Origin of the sequence: Shewanella halotolerans, assembly GCF_019457535.1 — a bacterium.
GTDB classification, from domain to species: Bacteria; Pseudomonadota; Gammaproteobacteria; order Enterobacterales; family Shewanellaceae; genus Shewanella; species Shewanella halotolerans.
In genome coordinates, this window is sequence record NZ_CP080417.1 from 2020670 (window position 1) to 2040742 (window position 20073).

General features: G+C 56.2%; 18 protein-coding genes. 7 read left to right on the forward strand and 11 right to left on the reverse strand.

The features are described 5' to 3' along the window. Positions 1 to 228: 228 nt before the first annotated feature. From K0H81_RS08630 to hisG, 9 genes are all read right to left on the reverse strand, one after another. Positions 229 to 1278 (reverse strand): GGDEF domain-containing protein, encoded by a 1050-nt coding sequence (locus tag K0H81_RS08630; RefSeq protein WP_220060578.1) that lies wholly within the window; start codon positions 1276 to 1278, stop codon positions 229 to 231. Between the two features lie 545 nt (positions 1279 to 1823). Further along, the gene (gene hisIE, locus K0H81_RS08635; protein ID WP_220060579.1) at positions 1824 to 2444 is read right to left on the reverse strand and encodes a bifunctional phosphoribosyl-AMP cyclohydrolase/phosphoribosyl-ATP diphosphatase HisIE; all 621 of its coding nucleotides are present in this window, start codon (positions 2442 to 2444) and stop codon (positions 1824 to 1826) included. A gap of 28 nt (positions 2445 to 2472) precedes the next feature. Further along, positions 2473 to 3246, reverse strand: coding sequence for an imidazole glycerol phosphate synthase subunit HisF (gene hisF, locus K0H81_RS08640; RefSeq protein ID WP_220060580.1), 774 nt, complete (start codon positions 3244 to 3246; stop codon positions 2473 to 2475). Continuing rightward, positions 3228 to 3965 carry a 1-(5-phosphoribosyl)-5-[(5-phosphoribosylamino)methylideneamino]imidazole-4-carboxamide isomerase gene (gene hisA / locus K0H81_RS08645; protein WP_220060581.1) on the reverse strand — a complete coding sequence of 246 codons (738 nt, stop codon included), beginning with the start codon at positions 3963 to 3965 and terminating at the stop codon, positions 3228 to 3230. Before hisA ends, hisF begins: the two co-directional genes overlap by 19 nt. Next, positions 3962 to 4636 (reverse strand): imidazole glycerol phosphate synthase subunit HisH, encoded by a 675-nt coding sequence (gene hisH, locus K0H81_RS08650; RefSeq protein ID WP_220060582.1) that lies wholly within the window; start codon positions 4634 to 4636, stop codon positions 3962 to 3964. The genes hisA and hisH overlap by 4 nt, the downstream gene beginning before the upstream one ends. Continuing rightward, positions 4633 to 5700, reverse strand: coding sequence for a bifunctional histidinol-phosphatase/imidazoleglycerol-phosphate dehydratase HisB (gene hisB / locus K0H81_RS08655; protein WP_220060828.1), 1068 nt, complete (start codon positions 5698 to 5700; stop codon positions 4633 to 4635). The genes hisH and hisB overlap by 4 nt, the downstream gene beginning before the upstream one ends. An 80-nt stretch (positions 5701 to 5780) precedes the next feature. Continuing rightward, a complete protein-coding gene (gene hisC / locus K0H81_RS08660) occupies positions 5781 to 6860 on the reverse strand; it encodes a histidinol-phosphate transaminase (protein WP_220060583.1) in 1080 nt (359 codons plus the stop codon). Position 6861: 1 nt separating this feature from the next. After that, positions 6862 to 8163 carry a histidinol dehydrogenase gene (gene hisD, locus K0H81_RS08665; protein ID WP_220060829.1) on the reverse strand — a complete coding sequence of 434 codons (1302 nt, stop codon included), beginning with the start codon at positions 8161 to 8163 and terminating at the stop codon, positions 6862 to 6864. A gap of 34 nt (positions 8164 to 8197) precedes the next feature. Next, entirely contained in the window at positions 8198 to 9097 is a 900-nt protein-coding gene (gene hisG, locus K0H81_RS08670; RefSeq protein ID WP_011865995.1) for an ATP phosphoribosyltransferase, read from the reverse strand. Between the two features lie 489 nt (positions 9098 to 9586). On the opposite strand from hisG, the gene yoaA reads away from it, so the two are divergent. After that, on the forward strand, positions 9587 to 11512 hold the full coding sequence (gene yoaA / locus K0H81_RS08675; RefSeq protein WP_220060584.1) for a DNA repair helicase YoaA: 1926 nt from the start codon (positions 9587 to 9589) through the stop codon (positions 11510 to 11512). Between the two features lie 12 nt (positions 11513 to 11524). Here the strand turns inward: yoaA and K0H81_RS08680 are convergent, their stop codons facing one another. Next, entirely contained in the window at positions 11525 to 12826 is a 1302-nt protein-coding gene (locus tag K0H81_RS08680) for an NAD(P)/FAD-dependent oxidoreductase (protein WP_220060585.1), read from the reverse strand. A gap of 12 nt (positions 12827 to 12838) precedes the next feature. Next, the gene (locus K0H81_RS08685) at positions 12839 to 13756 is read right to left on the reverse strand and encodes a DMT family transporter (protein ID WP_220060586.1); all 918 of its coding nucleotides are present in this window, start codon (positions 13754 to 13756) and stop codon (positions 12839 to 12841) included. Between the two features lie 396 nt (positions 13757 to 14152). On the opposite strand from K0H81_RS08685, the gene tsaB reads away from it, so the two are divergent. The 6 genes from tsaB to fadD all read left to right on the forward strand — a co-directional run bounded on the left by tsaB (position 14153) and on the right by fadD (position 20045). Then, positions 14153 to 14866 (forward strand): tRNA (adenosine(37)-N6)-threonylcarbamoyltransferase complex dimerization subunit type 1 TsaB, encoded by a 714-nt coding sequence (tsaB, locus tag K0H81_RS08690; protein WP_220060587.1) that lies wholly within the window; start codon positions 14153 to 14155, stop codon positions 14864 to 14866. A 65-nt stretch (positions 14867 to 14931) separates the two neighbouring features. Further along, positions 14932 to 15306: a hypothetical protein gene (locus K0H81_RS08695; protein WP_220060588.1), complete on the forward strand. Its 375-nt coding sequence runs from the start codon at positions 14932 to 14934 to the stop codon at positions 15304 to 15306. A 335-nt stretch (positions 15307 to 15641) separates the two neighbouring features. Further along, positions 15642 to 16304 (forward strand): M50 family metallopeptidase, encoded by a 663-nt coding sequence (locus tag K0H81_RS08700; protein ID WP_220060589.1) that lies wholly within the window; start codon positions 15642 to 15644, stop codon positions 16302 to 16304. 82 nt (positions 16305 to 16386) lie between these two features. Then, entirely contained in the window at positions 16387 to 17235 is an 849-nt protein-coding gene (locus K0H81_RS08705; RefSeq protein WP_220060590.1) for a class I SAM-dependent methyltransferase, read from the forward strand. Positions 17236 to 17237: 2 nt separating this feature from the next. Then, positions 17238 to 18173 (forward strand): alpha/beta fold hydrolase, encoded by a 936-nt coding sequence (locus K0H81_RS08710; RefSeq protein WP_258406425.1) that lies wholly within the window; start codon positions 17238 to 17240, stop codon positions 18171 to 18173. 198 nt (positions 18174 to 18371) lie between these two features. Further along, on the forward strand, positions 18372 to 20045 hold the full coding sequence (gene fadD / locus K0H81_RS08715; protein ID WP_220060591.1) for a long-chain-fatty-acid--CoA ligase FadD: 1674 nt from the start codon (positions 18372 to 18374) through the stop codon (positions 20043 to 20045). The last annotated feature ends 28 nt before the right edge of the window (positions 20046 to 20073 follow it).

A 20073-nucleotide genomic window follows, 5' to 3' on the forward strand; every position in this document is an offset into this window, starting at 1 on the left:
TTTCCAGTCTGTTTTTGACGTTTATTTTCGAAGCTTAATTTCGTAGAGTGGCTAGAAACTATAGCCAGCGACATAAGCCAGCGACATAAGCTAGCGACATGAGTCAACCGCGTAATGGAAGGGTTTTAAGCTGATGGGAGATAAAAAAGTTTAAGGCTTCCCTGCCTTAAACATAAAACTAGCACTTAGCACGAGCTAAACCTGTAGTGGGGGGGGTAGAAGTTTTGCTTAAAGAGCGGCTTTCCTTAGATCAAGACTCTGCCTAGACAATGGCTTAGATGAAACCATAGCGATTCCGGGGATCTTGGCGGGGTCTAATTGCAGCTCATCCGGGATAGGCAGCTGGTCACTCCCCATGTAACTAAACCAGGTATTGCGCGAACTCGTCTTGGCTTGGTACAGCGCCATATCGGCAAGATGAACCACCTGCTCCCAGCTTATCCTGTCCGCCTGGGCTGTGGAGAAGGGGTAGGGGGCGGCGCCGACCGAGGCGGTGATCTTTATGGTGCGCTTAGCGTCGAGTTCAATCTCCATCGACTCGATGGCGTGACGGACTTTTTCCGCGAGATGGTTTATCTCTTGGCGATCGATAAAGCGTGCCACCACCAGAAACTCCTCACCGCCCCAGCGCACCACATAATCATAGTTGCGAAACAGTGTAGTCAGTTGCTGACCCACTTGGCTCAGCACGCGATCGCCGGCCAGATGACCATAGGTGTCATTGATGGGCTTAAAGTGATCGATATCTATGATGAGCGCCAACAAGTCGGCTTTGCTCGGCAGCTCTTCATTCCTGAGCTGCGTGGCGTCATAGCTGCGGTCGACCCGATTCAGGTCTTGGGCAATCATCTCTTCGATGAAGCGGCGATTCTTAAGGCCGGTCAGGGGATCTCTGTGACTCATCTCCTGCAGGCGCAGGTTTTCAAGTTGCAGCGCCTGAGTGCGTTCATCGATCGCTTGCTCCAGTCGTGTTCTGGACAGGGTACTAGCCTGTCTATAAACCCGCTGCATCACCAAGGCGATGGCAATGAGCGGCGCAAGATAGTGAAGCAGCAGATTCGGATAATGGGCTTTGAGCTTGCCCAGCCATGAGGAGGCAATGCTGGCTTGGCGGCTTGGGTCGTACGGCGGTGATGCTGAGGTGCGGGGATTTGGGGAAAGCCCCGCGGATGCCATACTCGATTGTCTCGGGGCAAACTGAAGCTGGTTACTGCTCTGCTCAAGTTTAGGGCTTGCGGTGGCGACCATGCTATAGGGTGCGGCCAACGCACCAGGCATGAGTGCACTAGGCATTAGCGTATAAGGCGTGAGGGCGTGAGATGTGAGTGCATAAGGCATGAACATAGGCTGAGCCTGGCTAGCACTCGCCGCGACTTGGCTAGAGACTAGTAGCATTAAGCTACAGGCAAAGCATGTGTTTGTTTTGAGTTTGAGCTGTCGAAAACGCCAAGCCATAACCGGATACCTCTTGTTTAAACGCTAACATCAGTGGGCATTTCATCGGTGAATTTGTAGTGATTTTGTTGTAATCAAGCCCTTTTGTTACACTGTGTATTCTTTTGTATATAAATGTATATTATGTGCCAGAGTGGATTTTTGCAATAGCGGTGTGGATTTTTGCAACAGCGGAGTGGATTTTTGCGGCAGGGAAGTGGATTTTTGCGATAGCGTAGTGGATTTTAAAGATAGTGGCTTAAGTCGCCCAGAAGGTAGGAAAAAGGGGGATAGAGGGGGATGGTCATAAATCGTCATGGCAAGATACAGAGCAGGGGCGCCCGCTTCTCCCGGACGCCCTTGATGATTGTGCTAACGCTAGCCTTGGTCTATTTGCTGGCGGCGCTGTGACGCGCTAGCAGGTTGGCGGTGACATCCTCCAGGCTAAGCTCTTGATCTTCAAGTAGCACCAGCAGGTGATAGATGAGGTCTGAGGCCTCGTTGATCAGCTCCTCCTTGTCATGGGTGGCGGCCGCCAGGGCGGTCTCCAGTCCCTCTTCACCGACCTTCTGGGCGATCCGTTTGGTACCGCGCTCGAACAGGTGCGCCGTGTAGCTGCTCTTGGCATCTTGCCCTTTACGCGAGGCGATGAGATTTGCCAGGTTGTCGATAAAGGGATGCGCCTCGCCGTCGGGCCAGCAGCTTTCCCGTTCCAGGTGGCAGGTGGGGCCATTGGGGATCACCTGCACCAGTAGGCTGTCGTTGTCACAGTCGCTGTCGATGGCGATAAGATCTAGGGTGTTGCCCGAGGTTTCGCCCTTGGTCCACAGCCGCTGCTTGCTGCGACTGAAGAAGGTGACCTTGCGGCTTGCCAGGGTCTGGGCCAGCGCCTCTTTATTCATATAGCCCAGCATCAACACCTTACCCGTGAGGTGGTTCTGGACCACCGCGGGTAGCAACCCCTGCTGTTTGTCCCAATCTAAGTTGTTAAAATCTTCTAGGTTTTTCATCTTTAATCCTTGAACAAATTTGCGGCGGTTACAGGCGCATCTGTACGCCATTATCGAGCAGGTATCGCTTAAGCGCCTCTATCTCTATGATCCCTTTGTGAAAGACGCTGGCCGCGAGGGCCGCATCCACACCCGCCTGGGTGAACACTTCGAGGAAGTGTTCCATGGTGCCGGCGCCGCCCGAGGCGATGAGGGGCACGTCGCAGATGGCGCGCACCATGGCGAGTTGCTTGATGTCATAGCCCTGGCGAACGCCATCCTGGTTCATCACGTTCAGCACTATCTCGCCGCAGCCACGTTTCTGCACCTCTTCCACCCAGTCTTGGGTGTACCACTGGGTATCTTTGGTGGCGGCCTCGTCACCGGTAAATTGCTTCACCTTGTAGCTGTCGGTATCGGCGTCATAATAGGAGTCTATGCCTATTACGATACATTGACGGCCAAACTCATCTTGCAGGCGGTCGATCAGGCTGGGGTCGCTCAGGGCTGGCGAGTTTATCGAGATCTTATCGGCGCCGAACGCCAGCTTTTCCCGCGCCTGCTCGATACTCTTGATGCCGCCGGCGACGCAGAAGGGGATATCTATCTGCTCGGCGACGCGGCTGACCCAGCTCTTGTCCACCACTCTATCGTGGGCGCTGGCGGTGATGTCGTAAAATACCAGCTCGTCGGCGCCCTCTGCGGCATAACGGGCGGCCAGGGGCACAATGTCGCCGACGATCTCATGGTTGCGAAACTGAACCCCCTTGACCACCTTACCGTCACGGACATCCAGACAGGGGACTATGCGTTTGGCCAGCATGCGATCGCCTCCTTCACGGTAAAGTTGTTGATGAGTAGGGCCTTGCCTATGATGATGCCGCTGGCGCCGCTATCACGCACGGCGCTCACATCGTCCAGGGTGGCGATACCGCCCGAGGCCTGCCACTCAATGTCGGGATAACGCGCCGCGATCTCCTGATAGAGCTGGGTATTGCTGCCTTGCAGCGTGCCGTCACGGCTGATGTCGGTAACCAGGGCGTGCTTGAGTCCATAGGGGGCGAAGGTGGCCACCAGAGACTCCAGTGTCTTACCGCCGCCACTCTGCCAGCCCGACACGGCGACTATTTTCTCACCCGACTGGTTAATATTCACATCCAGTGCCAGGCAGATGGCATCGCTTCCGTAGGTCTGGAGCCAGGATTGCACCAGCTCTGGCTGTTTGACGGCGAGGGAGCCTATCACCACCCGCTTGACCCCGAGATCTAACAGCTCCTTGACCTGGGCCTCGCTGCGAATGCCGCCGCCGACCTGAATGTTGGCCTCGAGATTCTCGACCAGTTCACCTATGAGTCGGGTCTGGCGTCTGTCTGGGTCTTTCGCACCCGTCAGATCGACGATATGCAGCCAGGTCGCACCTTGAGCCTGATAGGCCTGTAGCTGGTCGAGCGGACTCAGGTCGAAGGTGGTCTGCTGGGCATAATCGCCCTGGTAGAGACGCACCACTTGGCCCTCGATGAGATCGATTGCTGGGATGATCATTGGGCGCTCTCCTGTGTAGATTTGTGGTTACCGGCAAAGCTGCCGGCATTCATTTTCATAAAGTTTCTTAATATGGTGGCGCCCACCGCGGCGCTTTTTTCCGGGTGGAACTGCACCCCCATGAAGTTATCTTTGGCGATGGCGGCGCTAAAGCCCTCGCCATATTCGCACTTGGCGATGGTGAAATCGCCAAGCGGTGCCCGGTAGCTGTGAACGAAATAGACATAGCTGCCCTCGGCAACCCCGGCAAACAGTGGGTGATCGCCCGGGCTTATCTGATTCCAGCCCATGTGGGGCAGCGGCAGGCCCTTTGCGTCCAACTGCTCGATATTGGTGTCGATCAGCCCAAGGCACTGACAGTCCTTGCTACTATTCCCGTAACTTAAGCCACCGCGCTCCTGTGACGCCTTGGTTAGCATCTGCATGCCGAGGCAGACGCCAAGCACAGGCTGGGTGAGGGAGCAGATGGTGTCGATAAGCTTTTTATCCGTCAGCGCCTGCATGGCGGCCCTGGCGGTACCTACGCCCGGCAGTACCACACGGGTGGCCGCCTTTATCTTGTCGATATCGTCACTCACCTCGACGTCGGCGCCGATCCGCTCGAAGGCGTAACGCACCGAGCTTAAGTTGGCGCAGCCGGTATCTATGATGATGGTATCAGGGCTGCTCATAGCACCCCCTTGCTCGATGGCAGGGCGTCACCTTCGACCTTCACCGCTTGGCGCAGGGTGCGGCCAAAGACCTTAAACAGGCTCTCAACCTTGTGGTGATCGTTATCGCCCTGGGTCGAGAGGTGCAGGGTGCAGCGCAGGCCATCGGCTAGGGAGCGGAAGAAGTGTGGCACCATTTCGGTGGCCATCTCGCCGACCATCTCGCGCTCAAATTGGCCTTCAAATTTGATAAAGGGGCGACCCGAGAGATCCAGTAAACAGCTGGCGCTGGCTTCATCCATGGGGATGCTAAAGCCGAAGCGGGCGATGCCGCGTTTATCCCCAAGGGCCTGTCTGAGGGCGTCACCTATGGCCAGCGCCGTGTCTTCGACGCTGTGGTGATCGTCTATCTCCAGATCGCCATCGACGCTCACATCTAGCCTGAAGTTACCGTGGGTGGCTACCTGATCCAGCATGTGGTCGAAGAAGCCGATGCCGGTATTGATGCTGCTCTTTAGCTGACTGTCGAGATCGACAGTGACCTTGATGTCGGTCTCCTTGGTGGTGCGCACCACAGTCGCTACGCGGTTACCCCCAAGCAGTTGTTCGGCGATGGCGTCCCAATTCAGGGTCTCGCGATTGTACTGTATGCCTGTGATGCCCATGGCCTCGGCCAGGCCCAGATCGGTTTCTCTGTCACCGATCACCGCCGATTGAGTAAAGTCGACCCGGCCCTCGGTGAGGTATGCCTTGACCAGACCCAGCTTAGGTTTGCGGCAGCTACAGTTTTCATCGTCAAAGTGTGGGCAGATGAGCACCTCATCGAACTTGACACCTTGGCTGTTGAAGATCTGCATCATCATATCCTGGGGGGCATCGAAGTCATCCTTGGGGAAGGAGGGGGTGCCAAGGCCGTCCTGATTGCTCACCATCACCAGGCGGTAGCCGGCGCCCTGTAGCTTGAGCAGTGCGGGGATCACCTGAGGCTCAAACACCAGCTTGGCCAGGCTATCGACCTGCTTGTCGGTGACCGGCTCCTCGATCAGTGTGCCATCGCGGTCGATAAAGAGGATTTTCTGTTTCATCATGCTTCTACCTTAAATCTGCTTCTATCTTAAATTTGTCGTTATTGTCTGGCTGGGTGCGGCTTTACTTCGTTTTGCCATTAGGCCTTGAGTATGGCAAGCAGCGTCTCGGTCTGGGCGTTGCTGGCAAAGCTAAAACGTATCGCATCGGCAAGGGCCGGGTCTTTGTAGGCCCTGGCGACCACACCCGCCTGTTTGAGACATGCCTGCATTTCATCGACTTTTATCTCATTTGCCTGGTCGAAATAGGCCAGCACGAAGTTGCCATAGGCAGGAAGCACTCTGGCGCCAGCTTCTCGTAACGCGTCAGCGAGTCGTTGGCCATTGGCCTTGAGCTGAGCGACCTGAGTCTGCATTCGGGTTATCCCTTCCTTACTTAGCGCATCTATCGCCAGCGTGGCGACCGGAAGCGGCACTGGATAGGGGGCGATCACCCGCATCACCATCTCTATGACCTCAGGGTTTGCCAGCATGAAGCCGCAGCGGGCACCGGCTAAGGCGAAGGCCTTGGACAGGGTGCGCAGCACCACCAGGTTGTCGTACTTATCCAGCAGGCTTGCCACGCTGTAGTCCGGGCAAAACTCGATATAGGCTTCATCCACCACAACCAAGGTATCGGGCAGGCTGCGGATCACTGCCTCTATGGCGTCTGGGGCGATCACTGTGCCGGTTGGGTTGTTGGGATTGCAGATAAACACTAGCTTGGCATCGCCGACCTGGCTGCAAAGTGCTTGTGGCAGCTGATACTCACTATCCAAGCGCAGCGCCTTGACGCCGACGTTGAAGGTCTTGGCGCTGATGGCGTACATGCCGTAGGTGGGGCCGAAGCAGGCGATGCTGTCCCGCCCCGGGATACAGAAGGTGCGGATAAGCAGCTCTATGGCTTCATCGGCGCCGCGACTGGTGAGTACCTGTTGATTACTTACGCCCGCATACTCGGCATAACGCGTAATAAGCTCGGGCGGCTGGCACTCAGGGTAGCGGTTTAGGCCATCCAGGTCGCTGTTGTTAAAGGGTGACTCGTTGGCATTGATCCAAATTTGCCCCTCGCCGCCGATGCGGCGCGCCGACTGATAGGGCTCAAGCGTCAGGAGCTCGGGTCTGGCGAGACGCTCGGCGAGCGATGTCGCGTTAACATTCATCTTAGCTTCTACACTCATCTTATTTCTCCTCGCCCGGTAGCGTGGCAAGGCGCACGGCGACGGCATTTCTGTGGGCATCGAGCTGCTCGGCGCTGGCCAGGGTCATCACGCACTCGCCTAGGCCCTGTAGCCCTTGGGCGCTCAGCTCCTGCACGGTGAAGCGGCGGCTAAAGTCGGCCAGCGACAGGCTGGAGACGGCGCGGCTATAGCCATAGGTTGGCAACACGTGATTGGTGCCGCTGGCGTAATCGCCAACTGACTCTGGCGTGTAGGCGCCAAGAAATACCGAGCCGGCGGCGCGGATTTTACTCAGCAGTTCACGGGGGGCGCGAGTCTGAATGATCAGGTGTTCAGGGCCATAGCGGTTAGAAACCTCGGCGGCCTGGGCCATATCCTCGACAATCAGGGTGCGACTGGCGCTCAGCGCCTGCATGGCGATCTCGGCTCTGGGCAGTCTTGCCAGTTGCTCGCCAAGGCTCTGGTTGACGGCGTCTGCCAAAGTTTGGCTGTCGGTGACCAGCATTACCTGAGAGTCGGGGCCGTGCTCGGCTTGAGAGAGGAGATCGGCGGCGATGAAGTCGGGATTAGCCTCGTTATCGGCGATCACAAGCACCTCTGAGGGGCCGGCGGGCATGTCTATGCTGACCACGCAGCGGCTATCCTGGGCAACTAAGCGCTTGGCCTCGGTGACATAACGGTTGCCCGGGCCGAAGATCTTATCGACCGCTGGTACAGATTCAGTGCCCAGGGCCAGGGCGGCGATCGCCTGGGCGCCGCCTATCTGATAGATATCTGTGATGCCACAGGCCTTGGCAGCGTAGACAATCGCATCGTCGATCGGTGGCGGGCTGACCAATACCCGCTGCTCACAACCGGCTATCTTGGCCGGCAGTGCCAGCATGAGCACGGTAGAGATGAGCGGCGCACTGCCACCAGGAATATAGAGGCCCACCTTTTCGATAGCTTCGGTTCTGAGCTCGCAGCGCACCCCGGCTTGGGTCTCAAGGTCGATCCCCTTGAAGGCCTGGGCCTGGTGAAAGGTCTCGATGTTCTGTTTGGCCTGCTCGATAGCCTGCTTAGTCTCGGGCGTCACTCGCTCGCTGGCGGCTTCTATCGCCGCATCGCTGAGGCGCAGGGCGTCGAGTTCTACCTTATCGAATTTTTGTGAGAAGGCTTTTAGCGCCGCGTCGCCCTGGCTGGCCACCTGGTCAATGATCGCCTTGACCTGCTGCTCAAGGTTAGCATCGCCAATCAGAGGTGAGCGTGACAGGGCCTCTCGCCTTGCCTGGTCATCGAGCGCCTGCCAGTCGAGGCGCTGCATCTGTGTGGATGTCATGGTGTTTGTCGTCATGGCATTATCCCATCATCTTTTCGATTGGCATCACCAGGATGGAGCTGGCACCTAGCTGGGTCAGGGCCTCCATGGTATCCCAGAAGAGATCTTCGCTGCTGACCGCGTGGATCGCCACGCGATTGGTGTCGTCGTTCAGCGGCAGTACGGTCGGGTTCTCGGCGCCTGGCAGTAGGGCGACAATCTGATCCAGTGTCTCGGTCGGGGCGTGCAGCAGGATATATTTGCTCTCCTTGGCGCGCACCACACCGTTGACGCGGGAGAGGATCTTGTCGATCAGCGCCTGTTTGGCCTCGCTCTGCTCCTGGGTCGATTGGATGATGCAGGCCATGGAGCGGTAGATCACCTCAGTCTCGTACAGGCCGTTGGCCTCTAACGTGGCGCCAGTTGAGACCAGATCGCAGATACCGTCTGCCAGGCCGGCGCGGGGGGCAACCTCCACCGAGCCCTTGAGCATACAGTCGCGATAGCTAATGCCTTTCTCCTGCATGTAGCGGCGTAGCAGGTTAGGGTAGGAGGTGGCGATGCGCAGGCCCTCGAGCGAGCTGGCGTCCTGATAGCGAAACTCGGTGGGCACCGCCAGCGACAGGCGACAGGCGCCGAAATCCAGTTGGCGCAGCTTGATACACTCGCTCGGCTTGTCCAAGGTTTGACGCTCGATCTGCTCCTCTTCGAGCACGTTCTCGCCTATGATGCCAAGGTCGACCACGCCGTCCATCACCAGGCCGGGAATGTCGTCGTCACGGACACGTAAAAGGTCGATAGGCATGTTGTCAGAGTGGGCGATGAGGCGCTGTTCGTTAACGTTAAACTTGATGCCGCAGCTCTTGAGGAGCTTCTGGGATTCCTTGGACAGGCGGCCGGACTTTTGAATGGCGATACGTAATCGGTTTGACTCTGACATAGGATGTTTCCTCATTTGTTGATTCAGTAAAATTGTTTAAATCGTTTTAAAACAAAATCTTAAGCTAAAAACTAAAAACCCCCGGAATTCCTTCCAGGGGTCTTAGATCGCTTTTGAATCAACCGCCAGAAGGAAATAGTCCTCCGGCAGTAAGCATCCGAAGGCTACCGCATATGATGGTGATGGTGGATAGTATTCAAACGCTGTGCCATGTTCTGTCTTCTCTCGCTTAGTGCTGCGTGTACTTGCTTTGTGTATTAGCGGGGGCAGTGTCTGCCCTAAGTTGTATTTAAACTAATCAAGTTTTTCGGCGTATGCAAGCGCTAATTTGGGTCGATTGAAAATTATTCAACTAACGCTGGGGTATCCCCAATGGATCTCAATGATTTCCTGTTTCTTTATCGCTAGCGCTTTGTGGCTTGTGCTGGGTAAGAAAATCCGCATAATGCCAGCATGTCATTTTAAACATTAACTATCATCAGCCATTCATTGAATAAACGACTGACCCAGGATGTACAGCAGGTATTCGCCCCAGATGGCAGCTTAAGCCGTCATATCAAGGGCTATAGCTGTCGTGTCCAGCAGCAGACGATGGCGACTCGGGTGAGTAAGACCCTGCAAAAGGGCGACAACCTGGTGGTCGAGGCGGGCACGGGCGTGGGCAAGACCTACGCCTATCTGGTGCCGGCGCTACTCAGCGGTAAGCAGGTCATCGTCAGCACCGGCAGTAAGAACCTGCAGGAGCAGTTATTTTTCAAAGATCTGCCCGCACTGCTCAACATCTTAGGGATCAGGCCAAAAGTGGCTCTGCTCAAGGGGCGCAGCAACTACCTGTGCCAATACCTGATGGAGAAGCAGCTCAGCGGCGTCGAGGTGAACGATGGCAAGATCCTCGATGACCTGCTGCGAATCGATCAGTGGGCCAGCCAGACGGTGGATGGTGACATCGGCAGTCTCTACGCCGTGCCGGAAAACTCCCCGGCGATCCCGTTGGTGGTGAGCAGTAAAGAGTCCTGCATTGGCAAGGCCTGCGATCACTATGAGGCCTGTTTTACCCGTAAGGCCCGCGCCAAGGCGCTGGATGCCAAGGTAATAGTGGTTAACCATCACCTGTTTTTCGCCGATCGCATCCTAAAAGAGACGGGATTTGCCGAGCTGCTCCCCGACAGCGACGTGGTGATCTTCGATGAGGCGCATCTGCTGCCAGATATCGCCGTGACCTATTTCGGCCAGCAGCTCAGCATCAAGAGCCTCATCCGCCTGCTGGAACGTTTTAACGAACTCTATCGCACCCAGATGGCAGATTCGCCGCAGATTGGCGCCATGACGGCCCGCTGCCATACTCAGCTGATCCATTGGCAGGGACTGCTTTTTGCTGGCGAGGAGCGTGACTGGCGAAGGCTTATCGGCGACAAGGCCCTGATGGAGGCATCATGGGCACTGGTGTCTGAGCTGACCGCCTACCGCACCATGCTGCTGGGCTATCTTGGCCGCAACGAGGCGTTCGACGATGGCGTTGAAAAAATTGATGGGCTGCTCAGTAAATTAAGCGTGTTTATTCAATGCGATAACCCAGATAGCGCCTACAGCATAGACTATGGTTATCAGCACCTGACCTTGAGGATCTCGCCCATCAAGGTGGCCAAGGAGTGTCAGTCGCTGTTTAGCCCGGATGTCAGCTGGATCTTTACCTCGGCCACCTTGCAGATCAATCGCGACCTGTCGCTGTTTACCAAGGCGATGGGGCTGGAAAAGGCCAACACGAGTATATTGGACAGCCCCTTCGACTATCAGCGCCAATCTCTGTTCTGTGTGCCGCGCCATCTGGTGTCGGTCACCAGTCAGGAGCGGGCCGCCAGGCAGCTGGTGGAGGTGGCGGTGAAGGCGATAAATGCCGCCAAGGGGCGTACCTTCATGCTGTTTACCAGCCATCGCATGCTCAATCTGGTGGCGGTGATGTTACAGGGGCGGGTCGATTATCCGCTCCTGGTGCAGGGACAGGCGGGCAAGCAGACTTTGCTTAAGAAGTATCGGCAGCTGGGTAACGCCGTGCTGCTGGGTACGGGCGCCTTCTGGGAGGGGGTGGATGTGCGCGGTAAGCTACTGAGCTGCGTCATCATCGACAAGCTGCCCTTCGTCTCGCCGGACGATAACCTCTACAAGGCCAGGGCCGACGGCGTGCAGCGTGAGGGCAAAGATCCCTTCATGACCTTGTCGCTGCCCCAGGCGGTAATATCCCTGAACCAGGGTGTCGGCCGCCTGATTCGAGATGAGAAAGACAGGGGCGTGTTAATCCTCTGCGACAACCGCATCGTCAATCGCCCCTATGGTCAGGCCTTTATTAACTCGCTGCCGCCCATGCATCGCACCCGGGAACTCGACAGTGCGGTGCGTTTCCTGCAAGCCATAGACTAGCGCTAAGCCTGCTTAGTGCAGCTTCATCCGTGGGCGAACTACCCGCATCATCTTCTCCACCAACCAGAGGGCGATGGTCTTGGTCAGGCCGTGAATTGCTTTTTGGTGCATGCGGTAGAGGGAGATGTACATGAAGCGGGCGATCTTACCCTCGACAAACATGCTGTCTTTGGTGAGGTTGCCCATCAGGCTGCCCACGGTACTAAAGCGTGACAGATTGACCAGGGAGCCGTGATCCACATATTCATATTCGGTGAGACCCAGGCCTCTGAGCTCATTGAGAATATTGCGCTCGACACACTGGGCCATCTGGTGCGCCGACTGGGCCCTGGGCGGCACGAAGCTGCCATCGGCTTGTTCACAGGCGCAGCAATCGCCGATCACATAGAGATCGTCATGGCCTTGGGCCTGTAGGGTCGGACGCACCAATATCTGATTGGCGCGGTTGAGGTTAAGTCCCTCTATCTGCTTGATAAAATCTGGCGCCTTAACCCCGGCAGCCCATAACATCAGGTTGGCGGCGATCAACTCGCCGCCTGCAGTGACAAAGCCCTTAGAGGTCGCCTCTTCGATGCGGGTATTTTGTCGCACCGACACGCCAAGCTTAATCAGCTCGCGGGTAGCCGAGGCGGCGATACGCTCGGGCAGGGCGGGTAAGATCCGCGGGCCAGCCTCGATCAGTGTGATACTCAGCCTGTCGGCGGTCATCTTGCTCAGGCCATAACTCTTGAGCAGATCGGTCACATGGTAGAGTTCGGCGGACAGCTCCACCCCAGTCGCACCACCGCCGACGATGGCAATATTGAGCTTTTGCTGTTCCTCCGATTGATGCATGCGGGTGAAGCTGTCGAGCAGGGCGTTGTGAAAGCGGTTCGCCTGGTGGTGGGAGTCAAGAAAGAAGCAGTGCTCCTTTACGCCCGGGGTGCCAAAGTCGTTGCTGACGCTACCGACCGCCAATACTAAGGTGTCGTACTCAAGTTCTCTGGCGGGCAGCAGTGCCTCGCCCTTATCGTTGCTGATGGCGCCGAGCTGTAATCGTTTGCCCTTAAGATCTAGCCCGGTGAGTTCCCCCAATTGAAACTGGTAGCCATGTTTAACCGCATGGGCGGAGTAGACCACGCCGTCGAGGTCGGCGTCGAGTGAACCTGTGGCCACCTCATGGAGCAAGGGTTTCCAGATATGAGTGCGATTTTTGTCTATCAGCAGGATCTCGGCCCGCTGCTTCTTGCCTAACTTGTGTCCCAGTTGGGTGGCCAGGCCGAGTCCGCCGGCACCGCCGCCCACTATCACGATTCTTGGGATCTTTGCACTCATCGACAACTCCTTCTATTGGGGATTAGGGGCCCGGCGTCGCTTGCGTGTCTGTATCAGTCCGGCGCAGATGATCAGGCCACAGCCCATTAATTGTATCGGGGTGAGGTGCTCGGCAAACAGGCTCCAGCCGAGGATCACCACGGTCACAGGTTCGATATAGGCCAAGGTGCCGAAGGTGGCCGCGGGCAAAACCCGTAGCGCCTTGACCGCGAATAAGATCGCCAGAAAGCCGGGAAACACGCCGATCAGCGCCAGCCAGAACCACTGGGTTAAGCTGGGGAGCACGGCTTGATGCAGGGCGAAGGGCAGCAAGCAGAGGGCGCCGAAACTCAGTTGGATAAGCGTGCTCTGGTAGGGGCTGGCACTGGCGGGGCGGCGATTGATTAACATGAAACCGCTGTAGCTCAGCAGGGCCAGCAGGGCAAAGCCATAGCCCTTGAGTTCGGCCGTGCTGCCCGTGAGGCTCTCAAGGCTCGGCAATATGGCTACGACGCCAATAAGGGCGATGCCTATGGCTAATAGGTCTTGGCGCGTCAGCCGCTCATGGAAGAGGAAGTGAGCGCCAATGGCGCTGACCAGGGGGGCGAGATAGATAAGCATCACCGCATTGGCCATGTTGATGTAACCTATGGATTGCACGTAAAACACCATGAAACCGGCGAGCATAGCGCCATTAAAAAGATGGCGTTTCCCTGGACGATGCAGGATCTGCCGGGCCTTGCCTGTGGCAAGCATGTAGGCGATGAGGCAGGCGGCGCCGATCAGCAGGCGGTAAAAGGTGATGATGCTGGCTTCTAGGTTGGCGGTGCGCGCCAGTGCGCCGATTGTGCCCATTAAAATGGCCGAGCCTAGGGCCATCATCACGGCCTGGGAGGATAAATGCGATGGCGATTGTGACAGAGGTTGGGACTGTGCTCTTGATTGACTCATTACGTCATTAGCCTACATCTGAGTGCGACTCTAGATCCTTGGGTTGAGTGTCTGTGCTAGCTCTTGTGTCGGCTTGCGTGCTGGCTTAAGCGCCAAATTAAGCTAATAAGCCGATAAGCGTGAGCCTATCCTATCGGGTTTATCTCAAAGAGAAAACGGATTTTTTGCCCTAGCGTCGATATCAACTCAAGGGGCTATAGGGCCAAAGGGCAAGTGACGTCTAGTCGCTAAAATACCTAGGTTGACCGCTATGGAGCGGGCAATTAAGGCTATACCTAAGCGGGTTTTACGTTATAATCGGCGCCATTCATCCTATGGTTTTGGCGATGAGGCATTAGCGCAGTTCGAATAGCCGCGCAGTGTCATGATATCGCGACAGATTTGGTTCGTTTTTGCATGCCGGAAAATAAAGATTTCTCAGCCCCATTAAGTTTACTCGCCCTGGACACCTGCACCGAGTTTTGTTCGGTCGCCCTGCAATATCAGGGACAGGTGTTTGCCCGTGAGGCCGATGCGCCGCGGGAACACAGCCAACGCCTGCTGCCCATGGTGCAGGAGGTACTGCAAGAGGCGGGTATCGAGCTGAGTCAGGTGGATGTGATTGCTTATGGCCGTGGCCCTGGCAGCTTTACCGGGATCCGTATCTGCACCTCTATGACCCAGGGGATGGCTTTAGGCCAAGATCTTCCCGTGGTGGGGATCTCAACCCTGGCGGCCATGGCCCAGGCGGCTATCGAGATAAAGGGCGCGACTCAAGTAGCGACCGCCATCGATGCGCGCATGGGCGAGATTTACTACGGCGAGTACCTGTCTGTAGATGGCTTGGCCAGCCTGGTTGGGGAAGAGCGGGTCTGTGCGCCAGAGGAGTTGTCGAGCCAGCTGGCTTTTGATACGCCCCTTGCCGCCTGTGGCACAGGCTTCGATGCCTATCCGGAGCTATTGACCGAGCAGATGAGCCTGGTCGAGGAAGCCAAATTCCCACTCGCGCGCTTTATGTTGCCGCTGGCAGAAGCCGCTGTGAAGGCGGGGCAGGCGACCGATGTGGATCGGCTAAAACCTGTGTATCTGCGTGATACCGTGACCTGGAAAAAACTGCCCGGTCGCGAGTAATTTAGTGTAGGCTTGAAGCAGTATCGCGTAACCAGATTGTCAGGAGAGAAGGGGGAATCATTAGTATGCAAGTTTCGTCATCTAACCTGATGCCTGGACTCTCTTCGGGCGCCTCTGCCATTAGCGATGCTATCGCCCCCCAGCAGACTTTGCGGACCAATGTCATCGACGTGACGCCAGTGGGGCCGGCCGTACCAGCTAGAGACGAGATCCAAGTTGCGGCAAATGCCAATACAAATGTGGCTAGCGATACCACTGGTGACGCCACTCAGTTGGTCGATCGCAAGCACGAGTCCCTCGAAGAGCGGCTTAGCGCCAAGCTTGAATACGATCAACAAACCGGTGGCAGTCGCGGCGCCATAGGCCAATATCTGCTGCACCAACACGCCGCCCAGCGCGATGCCATCTCTCAGATGGTGGGCATAGACACTTACGTTTAGTTGCTTATGTTTGATGCCTGACGTTTAACGCCTAGCGTTTCACATCTCACTTTAAGTCAGGCATATTCTAGTCTAGGCACACTTTAGTTCAGGCAGATAGGTAGTTAGGCGTCTTGTCTTATTCCGGTTTTAGCCCGGTTTTAGTCCGGTTATAGGCTGGTTTTAGCCATGTTTTAGTCCGGTTTTAGCCGGGAACACCAGACATGATTGAGTGGCCGAAACATCACTGCATCATCAACCTATAGGATGGGTTATTCATTATGGGACTTTCGCCAACTTCCTCCTCTGTTTCTCCCTCATCTTCTCCGTCACCTTCGCCTTTAGGTTCAAGCGGCATGCCATCTCGCAGCCTCTTCATGGTCGAGCTGCTGCTGGCCCTGGTAGTTACTCGCATTCCCTATCTGAGCGTGCCCTTTAAGTGGCTGGAGAGTTATTTTCACGAGGCGTCTCACGCCCTGGCGACCCTGATTAGCGGCGGGATAGTGAGTCATATTGAGCTCTATCCCAACGGCGCCGGTCTGTGCGTGAGCCAGGGAGGCTGGCCCGTGTTGATTGGCTTTGCCGGCTATTTCGGCGCCGCGCTCTGGGGGCTACTCATCTTTCATCTGGCGACTTGGGCCAGGGGGATCCGCGTCAGCTTTAGCTGTCTCGGGCTGGTGGTGTTGCTGAGTATCGTGCTCTGGGGGCGGGATCTGCTCACCGTCGCCATCTTGCTGATGCTCGCCTTGCTGTTTCTGCTGCCGTTAAAACTCAGTCATAGCCCACTGCTGACCTTTGCCCTGAGGGTGATGGCGCTGATGGTGATGTTGAACGCGCTCGCCAGCCCGACCGTGCTGCTGGGCATGCCGGGGCGCGGCGATGCAGCCATGCTGGCGGAGCAGACCTGGATCCCGGCCTGGATCTGGGTAGGCATCTGGCTGCTCACCAGTTTAACCATGCTCTGGCTCTGCTGGCGCCGGGTCGATAGTGCCAATCAGCTGAGCGCGCAAAAAGTGTAACCGACTGTATATCTAGTTTAATTTTCGTTATTAGCCTGATAGCTTAGGTGTTTTAGCCTTATCTAATATCTAGGGAGAGAATATGAAGAGTTTAACCTTAGCGGCCTCACTGGCATTAGCCATAGGCGTGGCGGCACCTAGCCTAGTCAGCCCAAACTATGCCCAGGCTAACGAGACACACCTGGTCAATCAGCAGGTCACAGATGCGCTCACCAATCCGCTGAGACAAGCGGCAAATATCGAGCGTGATCAGTATCGTCACCCGGGGGAGACCCTGAGCTTCTTCGGTGTTAAGCCAAGCGATACCCTGGTGGAACTCTGGCCGGGCGGTGGTTGGTACGCCGAGATCCTCGCCCCATACTTGGCGAAAGAGGGTCACTATATCGCCGCGAATTTCGATGCCAACCCGCCAGAGGGCCTAGAGGTGCCTGGCTATCGTATCCGCCTGGGCAAGGCGCTGGACAAGTGGCTCAAGGATCATGGCGATACTTTAGGTCAGGCATCGAGTATCAGTTTCGATCCCCCAAGGCTTGCGGAACTCGGCGCGCCTAACAGCGCCGATGTGGTGCTGACCTTCAGAAATCTGCACAACTGGGCCAAGTCCGGAGTATTGGAGCAGGTGTTTGACTCCGCCTACAAGGTGTTAAAGCCTGGTGGTACCTTTGGCGTGGTTGAGCACAGGGCAAACCCTGGCATGGATCTGAGCACAGGCTACATGGTGCAGGATGAGATGATCGCGCTGGCTGAGAAGGTTGGCTTTTCCTTGGTGGCAAGCAGTGAGGTCAATGCTAACCCTAAGGACAGCAAAGATCATCCTAAGGGCGTTTGGACTCTGCCGCCGAGCCTGCGTCTGGGCGATCAGGATAAAGCCAAGTATCTTGCCATCGGCGAGAGCGACCGCATGACGCTTAAATTTGTGAAGAAGTCTTAATCATGAGCGATCCGCTAGCCCCCCTGTGTCAGCCCTCAACTGATGGCAATGAAGTGATGCTTTCACTGCCCCATATTCGTCTCTCTGGTCGGCTGTGGGGGGAGGCGGATAAACCTCTGCTATTGGCGCTGCACGGTTGGCTGGATAACGCCAACAGCTTTGCGCCCTTGGCGGAGCATTTAAGCGAGTATCGCCTGCTGGCGATCGATTGGCCGGGTCACGGCGCGTCACAGCACAGGCCCGGCGGTTATCCGCTGCACTGGATAGACTACCTCTATGATCTCGAGCTGCTTATCGATGCCATAGTGCGTCATCAGCCCCTGCATGGCGTGATAGGTCACTCGCTGGGCGGCATAGTGGCTTCGGCCTACAGCGCCGCCTTTGCCGAGAAGGCCAAGCATTGGATCGTTATCGAGGCGCTCGCGCCGCTGTTTGAGGCGCCCGCTAAGAGCAAGCTAAGACTCAGGCGCAGCTTCGATGCCCATCAGCGGGCCGCCATGAGTCAGCTCGCGCCTAAGCCTGTGGTGCTGGATGCAGCGGTCAGGGCAAGGCATAAACTCACCGGGCTGGATATGCCCTGGTGTAGGCTTATACTCGAGCGCAACCTGCAGCTTACAGACGGTCACTACTACTGGCGTAGCGACCCCAGACTCAAGTTAGATTCCCCCATGCGTCTCGATTTTGACCATGTCAGCGGCCTGATGCAGGGCCACGCTGGCAAGGTGCTGGTCATTAGAGGCAAAGAGGGTTATCCCCTGATGGGCTATCACCAGACAGAAAAGGTGTCTGAAGCCCATGATACGGCTGGCGAAGATCTATGTGAAACCGCCGCCAGTTGGTATCAAGATCTCACTCAGGTGACCCTCGAAGGTGACCATCATCTCCATATGGGTAATAGTCTGGAGGTGGCTGCGGCAATTAAGGCATTTTTAGCGTGACAGCCCCTCGGGGAGGGATGGTAAAATTACACTAGGATTTTTACTCTAATTGTGTGATGATGTTCAAAATTAAAACGCCCGTATGATTTTTAGGGTGTTACCTACAATATTTATAAGTCAGTGTTTAGTTTCTGTTTTTGAAACCTTAAGTGAATGGCCTCATTCACCTAACTCTGCCTGGGGATTTAGGAGAGACTCGTGGAACAGCTTTGGACGAAAAATTTACCCCATGATGTGCCCGCTATTATCGATGCAAAGCAATACAGCTCGCTGATCGACCTGTTTGAAAGCTCGGTAGCCAAGTATGCCGATCAGCCTGCCTTTGTGAACATGGGCGCGACGCTGACCTATCGAAAACTCGAAGAGCGCAGCCGTGCCTTTGCGGCTTATCTGCAAAACGAACTCAAGCTAGAGAAGGGCGATTGCGTGGCGATCATGATGCCTAACCTGCTGCAGTATCCCATCGCCCTGTTCGGCATATTGCGTGCCGGCATGGTGGTGGTCAACGTGAACCCTCTGTATACCCCAAGAGAATTGAAGCATCAGCTCAACGACTCGGGTGCCAAGGCGATCGTCGTGGTATCTAACTTTGCCAATACCTTAGAGCAGGTTGTGGATCAGACGCCGGTGAAGAGCGTGATCCTAACCGGTCTTGGCGATCTCTTGAGCGCGCCTAAGCGCACCCTGGTGAACTTTGTGGTCAAGTACATCAAGAAGATGGTGCCTAAGTATCATCTGCCACATGCCATCTCTATGCGTCAGTCCCTCTCTAAGGGGCGCCGCCTGCAGTATGTGAAGCCGACCATCAAGGGGGACGATATCGCCTTCTTGCAATACACCGGCGGCACCACTGGTGTGTCTAAGGGCGCCATGCTGACCCATGGCAATATCGTCAGCAACCTGCTGCAGGCCGACGCGGCCTATTCGCCGCTGCTCGCCGATGGTAAGGAGTTTGTGGTTACCGCACTGCCGCTGTATCACATCTTCGCCCTGACGGTGAACTGCCTCTTGTTCCTGCATAAAGGCGCGAACAACCTGCTGATCACTAACCCAAGGGATATCCCGGCCTTCGTGTCTGAGTTGAAGAAGCATCCATTCACGGCGCTTACCGGGGTGAACACCTTGTTTAACGCCCTGGTCAGCTCAGAAGAGTTTAAGACCTTGGATTTCTCCAATCTTAAGCTTTCTATCGGTGGCGGTATGGCGGTGCAGCGCGCCGTGGCCGATAAGTGGCAGGGGATCACCAAGACGCGCCTGCTGGAAGGTTACGGTCTGACCGAGGCCTCGCCGCTGCTGACCTGCTGCCCCTATAACCTGGAGGGCTACAACGGCTCTATCGGCTTCCCGGTCGCCAATACCGACATACAGGTGCGTGACGAAGAGGGCAATGTGCTTCCTCAGGGCGAGACCGGCGAGCTGTTTGCCAAGGGTCCTCAGGTGATGAAAGGCTACTGGCAGCGCCCGGAAGAGACGGCCAAGGTGATCGATAAGGATGGCTATCTGGCCACCGGCGATATCGGTTACATGGATGAGCAAGGCTTCTTCTTTATCGTGGATCGCAAGAAGGATATGATCTTGGTCTCTGGCTTTAACGTCTTCCCTAACGAGGTGGAAGAGGTGGTTGCCCTGCATCCTAAGGTGCTGGAAGTGGCCGCCGTCGGCGTTCCCCATGAGGTGAGCGGCGAGCTGGTGAAGGTATTTGTGGTACCAAAAGACAAATCTTTGACCGAAGAGCAGGTGATCAAGCACTGTCGTCATCATTTGACGGGATATAAAATTCCTAAGCTGGTAGAATTCAGGGATGAGCTACCTAAGAGCAACGTGGGCAAGATCTTACGCCGCGAGTTGCGTGACGAAGCCAAATCGGCCTAGTTATATAGGAAACCACCCGTTGTAGGTG